The sequence below is a fragment of the Phocaeicola plebeius DSM 17135 genome, from assembly GCF_000187895.1.
GTDB classification, from domain to species: Bacteria; Bacteroidota; Bacteroidia; order Bacteroidales; family Bacteroidaceae; genus Phocaeicola; species Phocaeicola plebeius.
Genome location: NZ_DS990119.1, coordinates 76,684 through 95,523, shown reverse-complemented (window position 1 = coordinate 95,523; position 18,840 = coordinate 76,684). Strand labels below are relative to the sequence as shown.

The window sequence follows — 18,840 nt, the reverse complement described above, 5'->3', positions numbered from 1 at the left end:
CTGTAACTGTGTGTGAGACTGATACTGTAGTCAGTCGTGGAACTATTCTTATTCTTCCAGATACCGTGAAAGAGTAATGAACTACCCGTTTGTCAGTTGTTTGGAGCCACAGCGTATAAAAAACAAGTACACTGGTGAAGAAATGGTTGTTGCCTGCAAGCATTGTGTAGCTTGTGAACAGCTTCGCAATTTCAAATATTCTAATTTATGTGATTTTGAGTCACTTACAGCGAAAAAGACGGTATTTTTAACTCTCACTTTTGATGATAAGTTTGTACCTCAGTTTCGTTTTTACAAGGTTGGTGATGATGAATATATTATGCGTGATGCAGATACTGGTGAATACTTAGGTCGTACGTTGATGACTCCTCAGCTGATGAATGAATATCAGAAACGTGTTAATTATCGTATCAATTACAAAGGACGCTTTCCGTATCTCAGTAAACGTGAATTGCAGCTGTTTATGAAGCGTCTGCGTAAATATCTAGATAAATATGAAGGTCAGAAGATTAGATTTTTTGCCACTGGCGAATATGGGCCCCTATCCTTCCGCCCACATTTCCATATCTTACTCTTTGTCGACGATCCGTCCTTATTCCTCCCCTCGGTTCATACGCTCGGAGAATATCCGTATCCCTATTGGTCGAAATATCAGAAAGCGCATTGCGGAAAAGGAACATTATTATCGAAGCTGGAATACTATATACGTGAAAGCTGGCCATTCGGTGGTATTGACGCGCAATCTGTCGAACAAGGTTCGTGCAGTTCCTATGTTGCGGGCTATGTTAACAGCTCTGTGCCTCTTCCCTCTTGCCTTAAAGTGGATGCCGTTAAAAGCTTCTCCCAGCACTCTCGATTTCTGGGTAGAAAGATTTTTGGAACGGAACTTATACCGTTACTCAAGCTTAAGTTTACAGAATTTGTTCAGCGTAGCTTCTTTTGTCGTGGCCGATATGACAATTTTAGGACGCCCTCTGAAATGCTCCATTCCGTCTATCCCCAGTGTAAAGGTTTCGCTTTGCTCTCTCATGAGCAGCGTTTTAGAGTATACACAATTTGGTCTAGACTCCGGTATTATTTCAACTCCGACAAAAAAGCAGATGTAGCAAGGTCTCTTGTGACTTCTTTTTACTCGTGGTTGGATACTGGTATTCTTAGAGTTCCTGAACGTGTCAGAGAGGATTTTTTACTGATTTATACAGAGTTATCACAGAATTTGAATTACAAACGTATTGATCGTTTTGATTATGATAAATTCCGTCATGATGATGATTTGAATAACCAGCTTTTTCAGTGTGTTTACTCGATTCTATTGTGTTCGTCTGTTTTTGAGCATAATGCTAAGCTGTGGAAGTCTTATCTATGCTCGCTTTCTCTCATGTGGTGTGATTTTGACCGTAATGAGTTATTCTTGCGAAAGGTAGAGCGTTTTTGGAAGAATTATGAATACCTGAATCTTGTCGACTGGTATCGTAAGCAGGAGATTTATTTTGATAAGTCTTACTCACGAAAATCTGATTTTTTGGATGGAAAAGAGCGTTTAAGCGGTGATATAAAGTATTTCTATAATAATGTGCCTTATGATGTTGAACAATTTAAAAAGAGAACGTTTGCCTACAAGGCTTATAGTGCAAATGTTAGGTTCATGGCGCGTCAGCGCATGAAACATAAAGAGCAGAATGATAAGAATATGATTTTTGAAACAAATATTTGATTCTATGGCTAATATTATGTCTATGAAATCTGTGAGGAACAAGCCTACTCGTGCAGGTTATGATCTTACACAGAAAATTAACTTTACTGCCAAAGCTGGTTCACTTATTCCGGTTTGGTGGACTCCCGTACTGCCTTTTGATGATCTTAATGCTACGGTAAAGTCTTTCGTTCGTACTCAGCCCCTTAATACAGCTGCCTTTGCCCGAATGAGAGGTTATTTTGATTTCTACTTTGTGCCGTTTCGTCAGATGTGGAATAAGTTTCCTACTGCAATTACCCAGATGCGCACTAACCTTTTGCATGCATCCGGTCCGGTTCTTGCAGATAATGTCCCTCTCAGCGATGAACTCCCTTATTTTACTGCTGAGCAGGTAGCAGATTACATCGTCTCTCTTGCTGATTCTAAAAATCAGTTTGGTTATTATCGTGCATGGCTTGTATGTATTATCCTCGAGTATCTCGGCTATGGTGATTTTTATCCCTATATCGTTGAAGCAGCTGGCGGTGAAGGTGCTACATGGGCCACTCGTCCAATGTTGAACAATTTGAAGTTCTCTCCTTTCCCACTTTTTGCATACCAGAAGATTTATGCGGATTTTAACCGTTATACCCAGTGGGAACGCTCTAACCCTTCTACTTTCAATATTGACTATATTTCCGGATCTGCTGATTCTTTGCAGCTTGATTTTACCGTAGAAGGTTTTAAGGATTCATTCAATCTGTTTGATATGCGGTATTCCAACTGGCAGCGTGATTTGCTTCATGGTACGATTCCTCAAGCCCAGTATGGTGAGGCTTCTGCTGTTCCTGTCTCAGGTTCTATGCAAGTTGTGGAAGGTCCTACACCTCCGGCGTTTACCACTGGACAGGATGGCGTTGCATTTTTGAACGGAAATGTAACTATTCAAGGCTCTAGTGGTTATCTTCAGGCTCAAACTTCTGTTGGTGAATCTCGTATTTTGCGTTTTAATAACACTAATTCTGGTTTGATTGTTGAAGGTGATTCTAGTTTTGGTGTTTCTATTCTTGCCTTACGCCGTGCTGAAGCTGCCCAGAAGTGGAAAGAAGTTGCATTGGCATCAGAGGAAGATTATCCGTCACAGATTGAAGCCCACTGGGGTCAGTCTGTAAATAAGGCTTATTCTGATATGTGTCAGTGGCTTGGATCAATTAATATTGACTTGTCTATTAATGAAGTTGTAAATAACAATATTACTGGTGAAAATGCTGCCGATATTGCAGGTAAAGGCACAATGTCCGGTAACGGATCTATTAACTTTAACGTAGGTGGTCAATACGGTATTGTTATGTGTGTGTTCCATGTTCTGCCCCAGCTTGATTACATTACCAGTGCTCCACATTTCGGAACTACTCTTACCAATGTGCTTGACTTCCCTATTCCTGAATTTGATAAGATTGGTATGGAGCAGGTTCCCGTTATTCGTGGTCTGAATCCGGTTAAGCCTAAAGACGGTGATTTCAAGGTATCTCCTAACCTTTATTTCGGTTATGCTCCTCAGTATTATAACTGGAAAACGACTTTGGATAAGTCTATGGGTGAATTCAGGCGTTCACTTAAAACTTGGATCATTCCTTTCGATGATGAAGCTTTGTTGGCTGCTGATAGTGTCGATTTCCCTGACAATCCGAACGTAGAAGCAGATTCTGTCAAGGCCGGATTCTTCAAGGTATCCCCTTCTGTGCTTGATAATTTGTTTGCAGTTAAGGCCAATTCCGACCTTAATACCGACCAGTTCTTGTGCAGTACGCTTTTTGATGTTAATGTAGTTCGTTCTTTGGATCCGAATGGTTTACCTTATTAATGTGTTGTTATGTTTAAAGGAAGATTACAAAAACCGCACGAAGGAACTCCCGTCCGTGGTTGCTGTTCTCTCATGGCTCCGCTGACTTCCTTGCGTGTTCCCTCTCCGGTAGAGGATTTTTACCGTGAAGAAGTACAAACCCCTTTGGGTTCTACTCCTGCTGTGACTTATCGGAACGATATTTACATGATTCTTAATCAAAGACGGTTGGATTCTATGACTCTTGCCCAGTTCTCTGATTATTTGGATCATGACCGTTCTGCTTCTCAGCTTTCCCAGATGCGCGAAAAGATGTCTGACGAGCAGTTGCATCAGTTTGTTAAGTCCAGGTATATTCAGCATCCTTCTGAGTTGCGTGCATGGGCTTCCTATCTGGACATCGAGTATTCTAAGGAGATTCAGAAGTTAGAAGAAGCTGTAGAAGCTGTCAAGAAACAGACTTCCAATACAGATCCTTCTCCTGATCCTGCTCCTACTCCGGCTGTTGAATCTTAATAATCGGACAAAGGTAGTCGCGTGATCACGGCTACCTTTCTTGTATAATCTTAAAAATTGAACAATATGGGTAAAATTGCAGGTGCTGCTATTGGTGCTGCTGGTGATGTAGCTGCTGCTGGAATGCAGACTACTGCCAGTATAGTTAATACCAATAATACCAATAAAGCTAATAAGGAAATAGCTGAGTCTACAAATCAAGCAAATATCCAGATTGCCCAGATGTCTAACGAGTATAATCGTGAACAGCTGGAAAGACAGATAGAGCAGGAATGGGATATGTGGAATGCGGAGAATGAGTATAATTCCGCATCATCTCAGAGAAAGCGTTTAGAAGAAGCTGGTCTGAATCCTTACATGATGATGGACGGAGGATCTGCCGGTTCTGCTTCTTCCATGACTTCTCCAGCTGCCCAGCCTGCTGTAGTTCCTCAGATGCAAGGTGCTACCATGCAGCCAGCTGATATGTCAGGTTTGTCCGGCTTGCGTGGCATCGCATCAGAGTTCATAGCTACTCTTAAGGCTCAGGAAGATATACGCGGTCAGCAGCTTATAAATGAAGGTCAGGAAATAGAAAATCAGTACAAGGCAGACAAGTTATTGGCTGATTTGGAAAAGACTCGCACAGAGTCAGGATTTGTTCGTTCTCAGACAAAAGGTCAGGATATTATGAATCGTTTCCGGCCTGAAATGTTAAGTTCAGAGATTCGCCAGCGAAAGACTGATACAATGTTTACTCAGCTTCGTGCTCATGGCCAGATGCTTGCTAATCTGTCTGCATATCAGTGGTACAAAGTACTTCCTCAGCAGATAAAGCAGACTATTAATGAGCAGATGGTTCGCATTAATAATATGAAGCTGCAAGGTAACTTGACTCAGGCACAAATTAATACTGAAATTAATAAGGCTGTAACTGAGTTTATGAAAGGTGCTCGTGAACAGCAGCAGTTTGATTTTGAGTCAGATTCCTATAAGGATCGTCTCGACCAAATTAAAGCAGATTTGCGTCATGCTATTTATAATTCAGGTCCTGAAGGTGCCTTCGGTCTCTTTAATGTTGGTCAGGGATTTTATGACCAGATACGCGGTGCATTTCGTTAGTATTTGTATCTTTGTGTATGGATTATTCATTTGTGTTTTTAATCGGTTTAGTTCTTGCATTTGCTTTTGTAAGGCTATTGGTATTTATTACTAACAAATGGTTGAAGTAAGTAATTTTCCGATGCCTTTTCACGACACAGACGAACTTTGCGAATTTCTTCTGAATTGTGGAAAGTATCTGGATTGGTTTGATGGTCAGGACGTGTTTGTAAATGGCGAATACGTTCTGACTATTCGCGTATATTGGTCACAGACTCATCATTGTGAGTACATCAGTTATCAAACCTTCGGACATCCTAAGAGCTCCCGCCGGAGGCAAAATATAAAATAAAAAATTCCTATTTCAAGTGCATGTCTGCTCTGCCCCTTAGTCTACCTTCGGCATATCCTTTTCGCTCGCCTATTATAACTGCATGGTTAGAATGATCAAGACTAAAAGTAAATAACGTTAATGGCGTGTTGCTTGCAACACAGAGTTAACGTTATTTGGTTTTTCGGATCATTCTAATCATGCTACCTTTGGCGGGCGAAAAGGTTTTGCCGATGGTAGACGGCTGAGTCTTGCACGCCTTTCAAAACGAGCGTTTACCCCATTTTGCAAATCATTTTTTTGCTCTGTAGATGTCTGAATAAATGTTAATGTACTCACTTACTCCCCCCAAAGGCTGGGGGGACACAGAAGGGTTTGAAAACATGAAATCCAGTCATTTGTCCGAAGGAAAATCGCTTAACTCCACAGCGATTTCCCTCTATCTTGGTAACACTTGCGCAAATGACACCGACACTTTCGGATGATTTCTGCCCTACCCTATGGAGTAGGGGAGTGTTTTAAAAAATGTGTAAAAATGTAGTTATGTAGATACAAAATAAGTTAATCATTATACGGATTATATTCATTATGCGTTTATCAAAAAACACAAGTGTATTTAAAGGAAAACGTACTTGTGTTTAATCTAAAACGCCTTTGCGTTCCAATTAAAACGTAAGGACGTTTGGAATAAAACACAAAGGTGTTTTGAGATGAACGTACTTGCGTTTTTTAAGGCCTTATTCGCACGATTCTATACATCAATAAGCAGATGATCTCAATAACCATTTTTATCGCTCTTGGAGCTTGAGATTACCGATTCTGCGAATAATAAAAACCAAGGGCCGAATCCAGACGAATGGAAACGGCCCTGAGAATTCGTTTTTCTAAGACAAAACTTTATTTAATCACCAAAATCGGCGTGTTGGAATGGAAAATCATCCGACGGGCAATGCTGGGATTAAACAAGCGTGCAAAGACGTTCCGCTTGTAATTTGACAGACACAGCACGTCGATGCCTTTTTCCTTGACATATGCGTCCAAATTGCTGAGCAGACTTTCTCCACCCAACATGTCGTAATCAATTGTAAGCTGCGGATATTGCTTCTTGAAATATTCCTGAATGCCTACCAGCTTAATTTCATTCCACGTACGCTTCTGCGCATTGTCGCTCAGATGGATGAACGATACTTCAAAATGATAATCCTTGAAAGTCGTTACCAGTGAGTCAAATGCAATCAAGTCACGCTGGTCAAAGCTGGTAAAGAATGCGACCTTATGGATTTCATCGAAGTTTTTCTTCTGCGCATTTTTCGGGATAGCATAGACAAATACCGGGCTACGGTCAATGATTTCGGCCGTTACACTACCGATAAGATCCATTTCCTTCTCACCTTTTCCGCGCGTTCCCATGATGATTATGAGCGGCTTTTCCTCGCGTGCATAATGCAGGATTTCTTCTTCCGGTACACCTTCTTTCAGAGTGCAGGTGTACTTCACATCAGGAAGTTCTCCTTTCTGAATGCGTTCTTTAATACTGTTTATCAGATTGTTAAGCTGTTCATGAATACTATCGAGCATGCTCTTGATGCCCAATTCATGCTCCATCGGCAACCCGTAGTTTTCTGTCGCATACTGCAAACTCGGCATGTATACCGGACTGAAATACACGTGCATCAGCACGACTTCTGCCTGTATCTTGGCTGCAAAATTGAAACCGAATTCACAGGCAGCCATCGAATAATCAGAAAAGTCCACCGGTATCAGCACCTGCTTGCCATGCTTTTCTTCCGTTTTTTCCTCATTGACCACGTCTTCGGCCAACCACGCAGAACTTTCAATGATTTTCAATGCCCTGGGCAGATCACTTTCGCGGATGCGTATTCTCACGCCCGAAGAAATGACAGGCTGAATCAGGTTGACATTATGGATGCAAGCCTCAATTCCTTCATTTTCAAGCACATTCTTTAGAATCTGGGCTTTAGAATAAGTAAGAATGGCCAGTGTTACAAGTTTTTCTTCCATGGCTTCTGCATTTTTAGGTTAATATCATATTATCGGATAAACAATAAGGGCCGTAACAGGAACGGATACTCTCCCACTCTCTTGTTACAGCCCTTATCTTATATCAAGCGCGTTGTTCTTCCTTCAGAATGGCTATTGCCTTATCGAGTACCGTAGTATCGTCAAGCATCACCAGTCCGCCGTCAGGACCCGGTTCGAGATGGATACCTACGCTTTTTCCGTCCTTGAAGTTATGTCCGCCAAAGAAATTACGCACCGTTTCCACGCTGAGGTTCAACTCATCCGCAATGCGATGCATGCTTCCCGTGGGCAAAGAATCTTTGATTTTACGAAGTTCGTTAAAGGTTATTGTTCTGTTCATAGTAGTCATAATTAAGTGTTAGACAAAATGTTGTTTTTAATATCGATTTAAATATAGCAAAAGATTGTGACAGCACAAACTTTCCAACCGTTTTTTTCGAAAATATCTTACTTTCTGGTCAGAAATGCAGACCTTTTGCTACTATCATTCCTCCGATTATCGCATAGAGATAAGTCAGCAGCAGTGTGGCATGCAGAATGGAAATATCATCTTTGGTATATCCGCCCTTGGTGTATTGGGTGGAAATATACTGCGGACAATCGAAGAATTTCTTGCGCAGACGTGCGTACAGCAGGTACACAAGCACACCGACAACCGATCCGGCCACTGCCCCACACAGAATGTCACCAGGATAATGCACACCTAAGTACATGCGTGAGTACGAGGGAATCATGGCCCACAGAAACATCATGCAGGTGAAAGGCAGATAGCGCACTAGCAACGAGGCAAACATCGCTACAGCAAAGGTATTGGCGGCATGGCTGGAGATAAATCCATACAAGCCTCCCCTATAATCGTTCACCGTCTGCACCAGATACATCAGTTCAGGGTCCTGAGTGGGACGAAAACGGGCAAAATAAGGCTTGCAGAGTCCCGACGCAAACTGGTCGGCCAGCGTAACGCACAAAGCGAACATCAGCGTGATGACTATTCCTTGCGGCACACGGTTATTCTTAAACACGACATACAGCAACACCAGTATGGCCGGAATCCATGTCTTGGTGTCTGTCACTGTCCACATGAATCCATCCCAGAACAAGGAGTCGCTTCCGTTAAGAGAAAGTAGCAAAGCCTTGTCGGCCTCTATGAGTTGCTGTATGTCTGCCATTTATGCTTATTTGAATTAAATGATTTCAATTGCTTCCGTCTTCACCCAGCCTTTGTTGCCGTCTTCCAGGCGGATTTCCTTCCAGCCTTTCATCGAATTGTCCTCGATGAAGACTTTCGTACCTTCATGCAGCACGAACAAGTCGGTTCCGCTTTCGTTCGGCGTACTCTTGACATTGATTGTCGGCTCCATCACAATGGCTCCCGTACGGTCTACCAGCTCCGCTTTCTGCTCACTGGCAAAAATATTGCTGCACACCGTCACAATCAGGAATACCACCGCTCCGATGAATCCGGCTTTCTTTATCCAAAGGCGGTTGCCGAAGATATAAAAAGATACTCCTATCAGCAAAAGAATGAACGAGAAAATTCCCACATAGCCCCAGCTCTGTTCGCTCATCATGTTGACCAGCGATTTGTACCACGTCACGATGAACACCTCGGCAGTAGGCGTAATCTTGTCCACCGTCTTGCTGCGTGCCATGTCCAGATTAAAACGGATATCCGCGTCTCCCGGATTCAGGAGAAGTGCACGTTCGTAGTTGAGCACTGCCTTGGCCGTATTCTTCAGCTTGAAGTACGCGTTTCCAAGATTATAATAGATGTCGGCCGATTCTCCCTGCGTCTGCAGGATTTCTTCATACAAGGACGCTGCCTCGCTGAACTTTTCCTTCTGGTATGCTTCGTCAGCTTCCGCCTTTGTGGGAGCTGCCACGGCAAACTGAATATACCCAATCAGGCCTATCAATAATAAAGATAATTTCTTCATATCTAGTCTGCTCTCCTATCCGTTTTAATGTTTGATACTGTTTTCCATTTTACTGATGACTTCCACAGAAGCGGAATATACCTTGTCCATCGCCTCGTTTTCGTTGCCCGGAGCATAACGTGCGTATTCACATTCATTGAGCACACCGATAAACTCGGCAATCAAGGCTTCCTGCACACCGTAGTTGGTCAGTTCGGCTTCAATGTTGTCTTTCGACAACTGAGATACCGGAATACTGAGCTTGTCGCTGATGTATCCCCACAAAGCTTTCAGTACTTCGTCATAGAACTCATTCTTCTTGTTTTCTGCCAGCAACTTACCAGCCAGTTTCATACGGCGTGTAGCCACCTTGTTGGCTTTTTTGGTCTTCACCTTCGCCACGTTGGCATTTTCGAGGGCTTTCTGACGATAAATCACTGCAAAGACAACGAACAGCAGCAACGGAATCAGGTAGCACAGGTAATATCCTACGGTACCGAAGAAGAAATCTCCCTTCGGACGAAGTGAAGAATCGCCCAACTTGATAAAGCGGATATCCTTACCCAGCATCTTCACGCTCTCCTTGTTAGTGAAGTCTGAAATTACCTGATCGGCATTTCCCTGTCCTTTGGCCACCTTCAGGTTATAAGCCTCTGTTTTCAGAGTCTTGTAGCTGTTGCTCTTCAGGTCGAAGTAGGTAAATTCTACTGCCGGAATTGTAAAGTTGCCGGCATGACGCGGAATTGCCAGGTATTCGAATGTCTTCGTACCCGTCAGTCCACTGTTGGTCAGCTTATAATCATCGGTCACTTTCGGGTCATAGATTTCGAAATCCTGCGGGAATTTTACTTCCGGCGTACCGATAAGCTTCATGTTTCCTGTACCGCTCAGTGTCAGTTTGATGGTCACAGCATCGTTGGTCTTTACGTCAGTCGCATTGATAGACGATGCCAGTTTGAACTCACCCACTGCTCCAGAGAATCCGGCCGGTTTGGCAGGAAGCGGCTGCACGTTAATCACTACTTTCGGAGTCGTAATTTTCTTCTTCACTTCCACGTATCCTCCGCCATTGAAGAAAGCATCAAACGGGTCGTCCGAAACGGTCTGCTGGGCAACCACCCCATCAAATGTAATAGAAGGGATTTCCAGTTTACCCGTCTGCTGCGGGAACAACACATACTGGCTCCATACAGTCGTATTGTAGTTCCGTCCTTTATAATGTTCCAGCGTAAAAGTCTTCTGCTGCGGCAATTCTACCTCCTGCGTATGGAAACCCTTCAAATCGGGCATCTTGCCATACAACTGACGCAGATTCACCACGGTATATACCTTATAAGTCAGCAGAATGGCTTCCTGCTCGTGTACGGTGGTTTTGCTGGCTGTAGCCGTGATAAACAAATCGTTGGCAGAGATACGGCTGCCTGCTGCCTGGCTGCGTGAAGAAGAAGCACTGCCTCCCCCGTTGTTGCCACTATTCCCCGAGGTCTGGTCCTGCGGAAGCACCTTGATGGAAATGGCATTGGAAAAGACTTTCTCTCCATTTACCTCTACACTGGCTGCCGGAATGGTATACGTACCAGGACTTCCCGCCAAGAGGATATAAGTGAACGCCGTAGAGCTGTTCGATGTACGCTTTCCGTTGATAATCTGAATACTGCTCTGCTGAGAGCGGCTCGGTCCCATCAGCACGTCAAAGCCCTTGATGGAAGGAGCACGGAAATCCTTGATGTCTTGCGAATTGACCGTGAATACCAGTCGTACCTGGTCACCGCTTACCACCACGTCGGCAGCTTCTGCCACGAAGCGTACCTTGTCGGCAGCTTTCACCTGCCACGCCGCAAGTATCGTAAAAAGTAAGAATATTATCTTTCGCATTATTCTGTTATTTATGATTATTCATTTGTTCTTCATTGCTTCCAGCCTTACCAGTCTTTTTCCAGCTTGCGTCCCTGCACCTGAATCTGCTTCTTCACCTTATCCTGCACGTTCTTTTCGTCCTGCATCACGGCGTTGAGCAACTGCTGGGCATTTTCCTTCGACATCTGGTTCTGGTTTTGCTGCTGTTGCTGCGGATTCTGCTGCTGTTCTTTCTCGTTCTGGTCTTGCTGGTCCTTGTTCTGCTGCTTGTCATCCTGCTTCTGGTCCTGCTTGTTTTGCTGCTGGTCCTGATTCTGCTGGTTCTGCTGCTGATCTTTCAATTGCTTCTGCGCCAGTGCCAGGTTGTAGCGGGTTTCATTATCCTTCGGATTGTTGCGCAAGGACTGCTTATAGGCTTCGATACATTGCGGCAACTGTTTGGATGACTGCAGAATGACTCCCATGTTGTGGTAAATCTGTGCCAGCTTCTTCTTGTCCTTCTCCAGACGAGACGCTGCATCAAACTGCTCCATAGCCTCTTTGGCCTTTTCCTGCATCATCAGCGCATTCCCCAGATTGTACATGGCATCGGCCGACTTGGGATTCAGCTCCAGCGCCTTCCGGTAGTCTACTTCCGCCTTGACAAACAAGCTATCCTTGTAAAGCTTGTTGCCGCTTCGCAGATAATCACGGTCTGTTTTCTGTCCATATCCGGCCACGGCAGTCAGGGCCAGACACATACACAGAATATATCCTTTCACTTTCATCTCCAGTTTCATTTAAAGAGTTTCACATTCTTGAAAAGCGGATTCTTGCGGTTCAGAATCATCAGGTCGGCAGCCAGTAAAAGAATAGCCAGCCAGGCCAGCACCTGGAACTGCTCGTCGAACTCCGTAAAAACCTGTGTCTCCACATCCGCCTTCGCCAGTTTGTTTATTTCCGCATTCAGTGCCTTTTCGGCATTGTTGGTATTGTCCACACGCACGTAAATACCATTTCCGGCTTTAGCAATCTCCTGACACATCTGTTCGTTCAGACGGGTCACGACCACATTACCGTCCTTGTCGCGACGGAATTCATTGGTACCTTCCACCGGAATAGGTGAACCATCGGGTGAACCTACTCCTAAAACGAATACACGCATACCCTTCTTGGCAGCCTCCTGAGCAGCCTCGATGGCTCCTCCTTCGTGGTTCTCACCATCGGTAATCAGCACGATGGCACGTCCTACCCCTTCATTCGGAGTGAAACTCTTCATAGCCAGGTCGATGGCCCCGCGAATGTCCGTACCCTGTGTGGTAATCAAGGAAGGAGAAATCGTTTCCAGAAACATCTTGGCCGATACATAGTCGCTCGTAATCGGGAGCTGTGTGAAAGCTTCACCTGCAAACACAATCATGGCCACTTTATCGTTATTGAAGGTCTCCACCAGACGGGAAATCAGCTTCTTCGATTTTTCCAGACGGCTGGGAGTGACATCCTGTGCCAGCATGGAGTTTGAAATATCCAGTGCCACCACCGTTTCCACACCCTGACGCTTCACCGTTTCCATCTTTGAACCGAACTGCGGACGAGCCAGCATGAAAATAACCATGGCCAGCGCAGAAAGCGTCAGCCAGAATTTTACGTCCGGACGATATTTCGACACATCCGGCATGAGATGTGCCAGCAACTCCGGACTACCATATTCGCGCAACTTCTTGCGACGGCGATAGTTCGAATAAAAATAGAACACAGCCAGCAAGGGCAACACGATCAGTAAATACAAATATTGAGGTTCTCCAAATCGAAACATGACTTCTTATTTTAAGGTATTTTCTTCAAAACTGTATTCCGCAAAAGAATTTCAAGCAAGATGCTCAGGAATGCAATCAGTGCAAACACCGCATAGGCTTCTTCACGTTTGCTGAATTCCTTCACGTTCAGTTTTGTTTTTTCGAGTTTGTCAATTTCACGGTACACTTCCTTCAGCTTCGTATTGCTGGTAGCACGGAAATAGTTTCCATTAGTTGTTCCGGCAATCTGGCTCATGGTCTGTTCGTCGATTTCCACCGGCATCTGTACATACTGCACACCGGCGTACGTCTGCATCGGATAAGGTGCCGTACCGTTAGTTCCTACACCGATGGTGTACACACGGATACCAAACTGCTTGGCTATTTCGGCCGCAGTAAGCGGAGAAATGTCTCCCCGGTTGTTCACACCATCCGTCAGCAGGATAACAACCTTTGACTTGGCCTTGCTGTCTTTCAGACGACTCACCGCGTTGGCCAGTCCCATACCCAGTGCCGTACCGTCTTCAATCATTCCGCGCTGTACCATGTCGCAGCTCACACTCTGGAACAAATTCAACAGTACTCCGTGGTCTACTGTCAGCGGACACTGTGTAAATGCTTCTCCCGCAAAAATAGTCAGACCGATATTATCATTCGGACGTCCGTTGATAAACTCTGCCGCTACCTGCTTGGCCGCTTCAATACGGTTCGGCTTCAAATCTTCGGCCAGCATACTGGTCGACACGTCGACCGCCAGCATGATGTCAATACCTTCAATCTCCGTGTTCTGCCAGTTATCGGTAGTTTGCGGGCGTGCCAGTACCAGCACAATCATCACAAACGTCAGAATACGAAGCACAAACGGCGCATGCAGCAAATAAATCTTCCAACTGCGCGGAGCCTTCATGTACATCCGTGTGGTAGATACCTGCATGGTCGGTTCCGCCTTTTTGCGGCGCATCACGTACCACACGATATACGGAATCAGCAGCAAAAGCAGAAACAGATATTCTATATTCGCAAAAATCATAGTCTCAATTCATTATTAAATTAGAAAAAGAGGTCGATGATATGGCGCACAGACAAATACAAAGCAATCAGTGCGGCCACACCCGTAATGGCAATGCTGCACAGCAAGGCAATTCGTCCCTGTTTGGAACGCTTCTCCTCCACTTTGATTTCCGTCGGCTCCTTCTTGGCGTTCGGATCTTCCTCTATCTTAGTCTGGTTAATGAAATCTACCGCATTCACCAAGTTCATGTCGTTTTCATTCATCAGCGGCGCATATTTCGCAAACTTCACCAGGTCGGCTGTTTCAAACATTACCTTCAGGTCATGGATAGATTCCTTGTCCTTCTCTTCCAACAGACGCTCGATAATTTCCGCAGACGTCATTTCCATGGCATTGAATCCGAAACGCTCCTTTATATATATACGGATGACATCGGTCAGCTCCGTATAATAAGCTTTCGGATCTTCACGCTTGGCCACCTTGTCTGCCTTGATGGTTTCAATCTTCTTCATGGCAGCCAAATGAGGCGGAAGTTTAGGTTCTACCTTGATAATCTTGATGATAGGCTTATTGTCACGATAGCGAATGATAAAGAAGGCCGTCACCACTCCCAATGCAATCAGCAACAGGATAGAATATACCATCGGTGCCAGGTCTTCCCAGGTAAGAGATACTTCCTGAATGGACTTCGGACCAAAGAACTGGTCGGGATGCAAGGTATCCACCGGAATGGAGTACACTTTCAATGCCAAAGCCTTTGAACGGTAAGCCTTGTCATTGACCAGCACTTCAAACGGCGGAAGATAATACAGAGCCGAATCAAAAGAAGTCACTGTATATTCCTGTGACACCAGCCAGCGCTTGTTGTCGTTCAGCAGCTGCGTGTCGGGCTTGGCCACATCCAGAATCTCCACTCCCCTGACCAGCGTATCACGCAGCAACGGCAGACGCAATTTCTGGTTGGCATCCATGCTGACCTGCAATTTGATTTTCGCCTGCTCGCCAATGAGCAATTGCAAGGAGTCGATAGTAGCTTCCACCGTCACCTGCTGGGCTTTCAAGCCCGTTGCACAGCATAAAATCAACACAGCACAGCAACATGCCTTTATCATTTTTGAGTAGTATAATAAGAGATGTCTCATGTCAACTGTCAGTTTCGTTTTGCAAATAAATTCAGCAATGCCTTCACATAATCCTGATCTGTACGTACAGATACAGAATCCACATTGCTGTGAGTAAATGTGTCATTCAGCTTCTGCTGTTTTTCCTTCCACCAGGCATGATGTGCATTGCGCAATGCCTTCGACGAAGTATCAATCCACTGCTCATGACCGGTTTCCGCATCACGCACGTGCATCAGTCCCACGTCCGGAAGTTCTTCCATACGACGGTCGTACACCTGCACAGCCACCACATCATGTTTCCGGTTGGCAATCGTCAACGCATTCTGGAAATCACGTTCGTCAATAAAGTCGCTCAGCATAAAGGCCGTACAGCGTTTCTTCAGTACATTCGTCAGGTACTCAATGACACACTGCAAATTGGTGCGCTGACTTTCCGGCTTGAAATCAAGCAGTTCACGAATGATATACAGAATATGCTTGCGGCCCTTCTTGGGAGGGATAAATTTCTCGATACGGTCGGAAAAGAAAATCACGCCGATTTTATCATTGTTCTGAATGGCGGAAAAGGCGATTGTAGCCGCAATCTCCGTCACCATTTCTTTCTTCAGCTGCTGAATGGTACCGAAGTCCAAACTGTTGGACACGTCCACCAGCAACATGACCGTAAGTTCACGTTCTTCCTCAAAGACTTTCACGAATGGTTTGTCGAAGCGAGCGGTCACATTCCAGTCAATATCGCGCACGTCATCCCCATACTGATACTCGCGGACCTCTGAAAAGGCCATACCACGCCCTTTGAAGGCCGAATGATACTGACCGGCAAAAATATTGCTCGAAAGTCCCCGGGTCTTGATTTCAATCTGACGGACACGCTTTAAAAGTTCACTTGTCTCCATTCCTTTAATATTTGACCGTGTTCCCCTGGGGCAACCAAAAGAACACAGCTTAGTCATTTATAATCATGCAGCCTTCCGACTGCGAATAAAAGCCGACGGGAACTCTCTTCCCCGTCCGCAACCGTTACAGGTATCAATGAATCAGGGCACTTCAACCTTGTTCAGAATCTTGCTGACGATTTCATCAGAAGTCACGTTGGTAGCTTCTGCTTCATAAGTCAGACCGATACGGTGACGAAGCACGTCATGAGCTACGGCTCTCACATCTTCCGGAATCACGTATCCACGACGTTTGATGAAAGCGTAACTACGTGCAGCCAGTGCCAGGTTGATAGATGCACGAGGAGAACCTCCAAATCCAATCAAGCCCTTCAGTTCTTTCAAGTCGTATTTTTCCGGATAACGGGTAGCAAATACGATATCTGCAATGTACTGTTCAATCTTTTCATCCAGGTATACCTGACGAACCACTTCACGGGCAGCAATAATGTCTTCAGCCTTCAAAATAGGACGAACTTCCGTACGCTCTCCGTTGATGTTCTGACGGATAATCTTCTTTTCTTCTTCCAGCTTCGGATAATCAATAATCACCTTCAGCATGAAACGGTCTACCTGTGCTTCAGGCAACGGATAAGTACCTTCCTGCTCAATCGGATTCTGCGTAGCCATTACCAGGAAAGGCTTCGGAAGTGCAAAAGTCTGCTTACCCAGTGTCACCTGACGTTCCTGCATGGCCTCGAGCAAGGCACTCTGTACTTTAGCCGGCGCACGGTTAATTTCATCGGCCAGTACAAAGTTGGCAAAAACCGGTCCTTTGTTGGCCACGAACTGCTCATCCTTCTGACTGTAAATCATCGTACCGATAATATCGGCCGGCAGCAAGTCAGGAGTAAACTGCACACGACTGTATTTTGAATCGATCAATGAAGCAAGGGTTTTGATTGCCAAGGTCTTTGCCAATCCCGGAACACCTTCCAGCAGAATATGTCCGTCGGAAAGCAACCCAATCAATAAAGATTCGATAAGATGTTTTTGACCTACGATTACCTGATTCATTCCCTCCATCAGGTTTGTCACAAACGCGCTCTGGCGTTCGATTCGTTCATTCAATTCACGAATGTCAATAGCTTCAGCCATAATTTTCTTCTATTTTAGTTCTCTTTTTTTTCATTAAAAAATGTCCTTTCAGAACATATATCTAAAAAGACACCCCAAAATTAAGGTATTCCCTTAACAGGCACAATAAATTTTGATAAAAAAATATAGACGGTTTTCGCCTTTTAAGGCTTATTGAACTAAAGAAAATTAAAAAGGCCTTGTTTGAATTGAAACAAGGCCTCTCGTTATTTTTTAGGAGTAAGTTGCGGAATCTGAATTGTGGTACCCACCGGCACGTTATCCGGATTTTTGATAATAGCCTTATTGTGCTTCACCAGATAAGGCCATAGTTTTTTATTTCCATAAAATTTCAGGGCCACACGTACCAGGCTCTCCCCCGGTTTAAGGGTATATGAGCCCTGATTTCCAGTTATCTGGTATTCAACCGTATCGGCTAAGGTTTCCCTTTTCGGTACAGGCGTAGAAGCTGCGGGGGTTTTTTCTTCTTTCTTCGCGGCGGTTTTCAAGGTATCCTTCTTCTGCACCAAGGAAGAATCCGTTTTTACGACTAAAGTATCAGCCAACTGCAAGGAGTCCGAAACCACAACAGGTGCAGGCGTTTTCTGTGTTTCGTTCATCAACTTCTCTACCACCTGTTCCGGAATATACCGTCGGCCCGAGGTCAATATCCATGTCACGATTCCTCCTATGAAAATACCCGCCAGCAAGATGGAGGCAATCATGCACCAGGGCACATTGGCTTCTTTCCCTGATGGAGTCAGATCAGCAGCGGGAATCCTTTCTTCCTTTTCAGGCAACGTATCTTCCTGCTTTTCTTTCACCTCCTCTTCTTCAGAAATCACCTTTTCCGTTATTGGCGCCTGAACAGGTTCCTCTTCTATCGGAGAAGCAGCTTCCGTTTGTGGCAAAACTTCATCAGTTTCTTCTGTAACCGGTTCTGTTGGGGATTCGATTACAGCATCAGTTTCTCCGGTCTTCTCCTCCTTGGTTACTTTCTCTTGAGATTCCGCCTCGGTTTCGCCCTCAGGCAGGTCGGTAAAATGCACTTCATCTTTCAGCAGTACCGGCTGGAAATGCGCAAAAGGCTTATTCACCAAATCCTTCAATCCGGTTTCCGGAATAAACGAAACACGCGTATGTGATTGGCTATCCGTAGTTTCCGGTCCGTTGGAAGCCGTTTCTTCCGTTGCGTCTACCGTAATCAGCTTAAACGTACCCAAACCTTTTACCTTTACATACTTGTCCCTTGCCAAAGCTTCTTCTATCAATGACAGAAATTCCTTGGCAAAAAGTGCCGCATCAGCCTGACTCAACTGGCTTTTGCGAGCAAATAAATCCACAAGTTCATGTAAAGTTATTTTATCATTCATCCGACAAGACGTTTTTAACCCTTCCTTTTAACGAAGTAGCCGACTTAAAACTGACAGCCAGTTCGGGAGGTACCAGAAAGCGCTGTTTGGTGACGGGATTCACAGAAATATACTCCATCTTTTTCTCCACCTCAAACGAGCCGAAATCCTGTAGCACCACCGTCTTATTCTCCTGTAAAGACTGCGACACACACTCCGTGAAGGAAGCCAGCAAAGACGCTGTTTCCTTTTCGGTTTTCTCCAAACGACGGGAAAGTTCTTCTATGAATTCCTTGTTGGTCAT

17 protein-coding genes are annotated in these 18,840 nt (G+C 44.8%); 4 read left to right on the top strand and 13 right to left on the bottom strand.

Features of this window, described 5'->3' with window-relative positions; genetic code table 11:
* Nucleotides 1-76: 76 nt before the first annotated feature.
* From BACPLE_RS01610 to BACPLE_RS01595, 4 genes are all read left to right on the top strand, one after another.
* Complete coding sequence (locus BACPLE_RS01610; RefSeq protein WP_007558295.1) at nucleotides 77-1,714, top strand: rolling circle replication-associated protein; 1,638 nt, start codon at nucleotides 77-79, stop codon at nucleotides 1,712-1,714.
* 22 nt (nucleotides 1,715-1,736) lie between these two features.
* Nucleotides 1,737-3,539 (top strand): major capsid protein, encoded by a 1,803-nt coding sequence (locus BACPLE_RS01605; protein ID WP_167535711.1) that lies wholly within the window; start codon nucleotides 1,737-1,739, stop codon nucleotides 3,537-3,539.
* Between the two features lie 9 nt (nucleotides 3,540-3,548).
* Nucleotides 3,549-4,034, top strand: a complete 486-nt coding sequence (locus BACPLE_RS01600; RefSeq protein ID WP_050792047.1) for a hypothetical protein — start codon at nucleotides 3,549-3,551, stop codon at nucleotides 4,032-4,034.
* Nucleotides 4,035-4,100: 66 nt separating this feature from the next.
* Entirely contained in the window at nucleotides 4,101-5,135 is a 1,035-nt protein-coding gene (locus BACPLE_RS01595) for a hypothetical protein (protein ID WP_007558289.1), read from the top strand.
* 1,207 nt (nucleotides 5,136-6,342) lie between these two features.
* Here BACPLE_RS01595 and BACPLE_RS01585 read toward each other — a convergent pair.
* The 13 genes from BACPLE_RS01585 to BACPLE_RS01525 all read right to left on the bottom strand — a co-directional run bounded on the left by BACPLE_RS01585 (nucleotide 6,343) and on the right by BACPLE_RS01525 (nucleotide 18,840).
* Complete coding sequence (locus tag BACPLE_RS01585) at nucleotides 6,343-7,467, bottom strand: universal stress protein (protein ID WP_007558287.1); 1,125 nt, start codon at nucleotides 7,465-7,467, stop codon at nucleotides 6,343-6,345.
* Between the two features lie 103 nt (nucleotides 7,468-7,570).
* Complete coding sequence (locus BACPLE_RS01580; protein ID WP_022052836.1) at nucleotides 7,571-7,828, bottom strand: hypothetical protein; 258 nt, start codon at nucleotides 7,826-7,828, stop codon at nucleotides 7,571-7,573.
* 118 nt (nucleotides 7,829-7,946) lie between these two features.
* Complete coding sequence (locus tag BACPLE_RS01575) at nucleotides 7,947-8,657, bottom strand: phosphatase PAP2 family protein (RefSeq protein WP_007558283.1); 711 nt, start codon at nucleotides 8,655-8,657, stop codon at nucleotides 7,947-7,949.
* 15 nt (nucleotides 8,658-8,672) lie between these two features.
* Entirely contained in the window at nucleotides 8,673-9,425 is a 753-nt protein-coding gene (locus BACPLE_RS01570) for a tetratricopeptide repeat protein (RefSeq protein WP_007558281.1), read from the bottom strand.
* 24 nt (nucleotides 9,426-9,449) lie between these two features.
* On the bottom strand, nucleotides 9,450-11,279 hold the full coding sequence (locus BACPLE_RS01565) for a BatD family protein (protein WP_007558279.1): 1,830 nt from the start codon (nucleotides 11,277-11,279) through the stop codon (nucleotides 9,450-9,452).
* A gap of 47 nt (nucleotides 11,280-11,326) precedes the next feature.
* Nucleotides 11,327-12,028 carry a tetratricopeptide repeat protein gene (locus BACPLE_RS01560; protein ID WP_040312361.1) on the bottom strand — a complete coding sequence of 234 codons (702 nt, stop codon included), beginning with the start codon at nucleotides 12,026-12,028 and terminating at the stop codon, nucleotides 11,327-11,329.
* 8 nt (nucleotides 12,029-12,036) lie between these two features.
* Nucleotides 12,037-13,056, bottom strand: a complete 1,020-nt coding sequence (locus BACPLE_RS01555) for a vWA domain-containing protein (protein WP_007558271.1) — start codon at nucleotides 13,054-13,056, stop codon at nucleotides 12,037-12,039.
* Between the two features lie 11 nt (nucleotides 13,057-13,067).
* Nucleotides 13,068-14,066 carry a vWA domain-containing protein gene (locus tag BACPLE_RS01550; protein ID WP_007558259.1) on the bottom strand — a complete coding sequence of 333 codons (999 nt, stop codon included), beginning with the start codon at nucleotides 14,064-14,066 and terminating at the stop codon, nucleotides 13,068-13,070.
* 20 nt (nucleotides 14,067-14,086) lie between these two features.
* Nucleotides 14,087-15,160 (bottom strand): BatD family protein, encoded by a 1,074-nt coding sequence (locus BACPLE_RS01545; RefSeq protein ID WP_007558257.1) that lies wholly within the window; start codon nucleotides 15,158-15,160, stop codon nucleotides 14,087-14,089.
* A 38-nt stretch (nucleotides 15,161-15,198) separates the two neighbouring features.
* Complete coding sequence (locus tag BACPLE_RS01540) at nucleotides 15,199-16,068, bottom strand: DUF58 domain-containing protein (protein ID WP_007558255.1); 870 nt, start codon at nucleotides 16,066-16,068, stop codon at nucleotides 15,199-15,201.
* 141 nt (nucleotides 16,069-16,209) lie between these two features.
* Entirely contained in the window at nucleotides 16,210-17,205 is a 996-nt protein-coding gene (locus BACPLE_RS01535; protein ID WP_007558254.1) for an AAA family ATPase, read from the bottom strand.
* A 206-nt stretch (nucleotides 17,206-17,411) separates the two neighbouring features.
* Nucleotides 17,412-18,557 carry an HU family DNA-binding protein gene (locus tag BACPLE_RS18520; RefSeq protein ID WP_007558253.1) on the bottom strand — a complete coding sequence of 382 codons (1,146 nt, stop codon included), beginning with the start codon at nucleotides 18,555-18,557 and terminating at the stop codon, nucleotides 17,412-17,414.
* On the bottom strand, nucleotides 18,550-18,840 hold the full coding sequence (locus BACPLE_RS01525; RefSeq protein ID WP_007558252.1) for an HU family DNA-binding protein: 291 nt from the start codon (nucleotides 18,838-18,840) through the stop codon (nucleotides 18,550-18,552). The genes BACPLE_RS18520 and BACPLE_RS01525 overlap by 8 nt, the downstream gene beginning before the upstream one ends.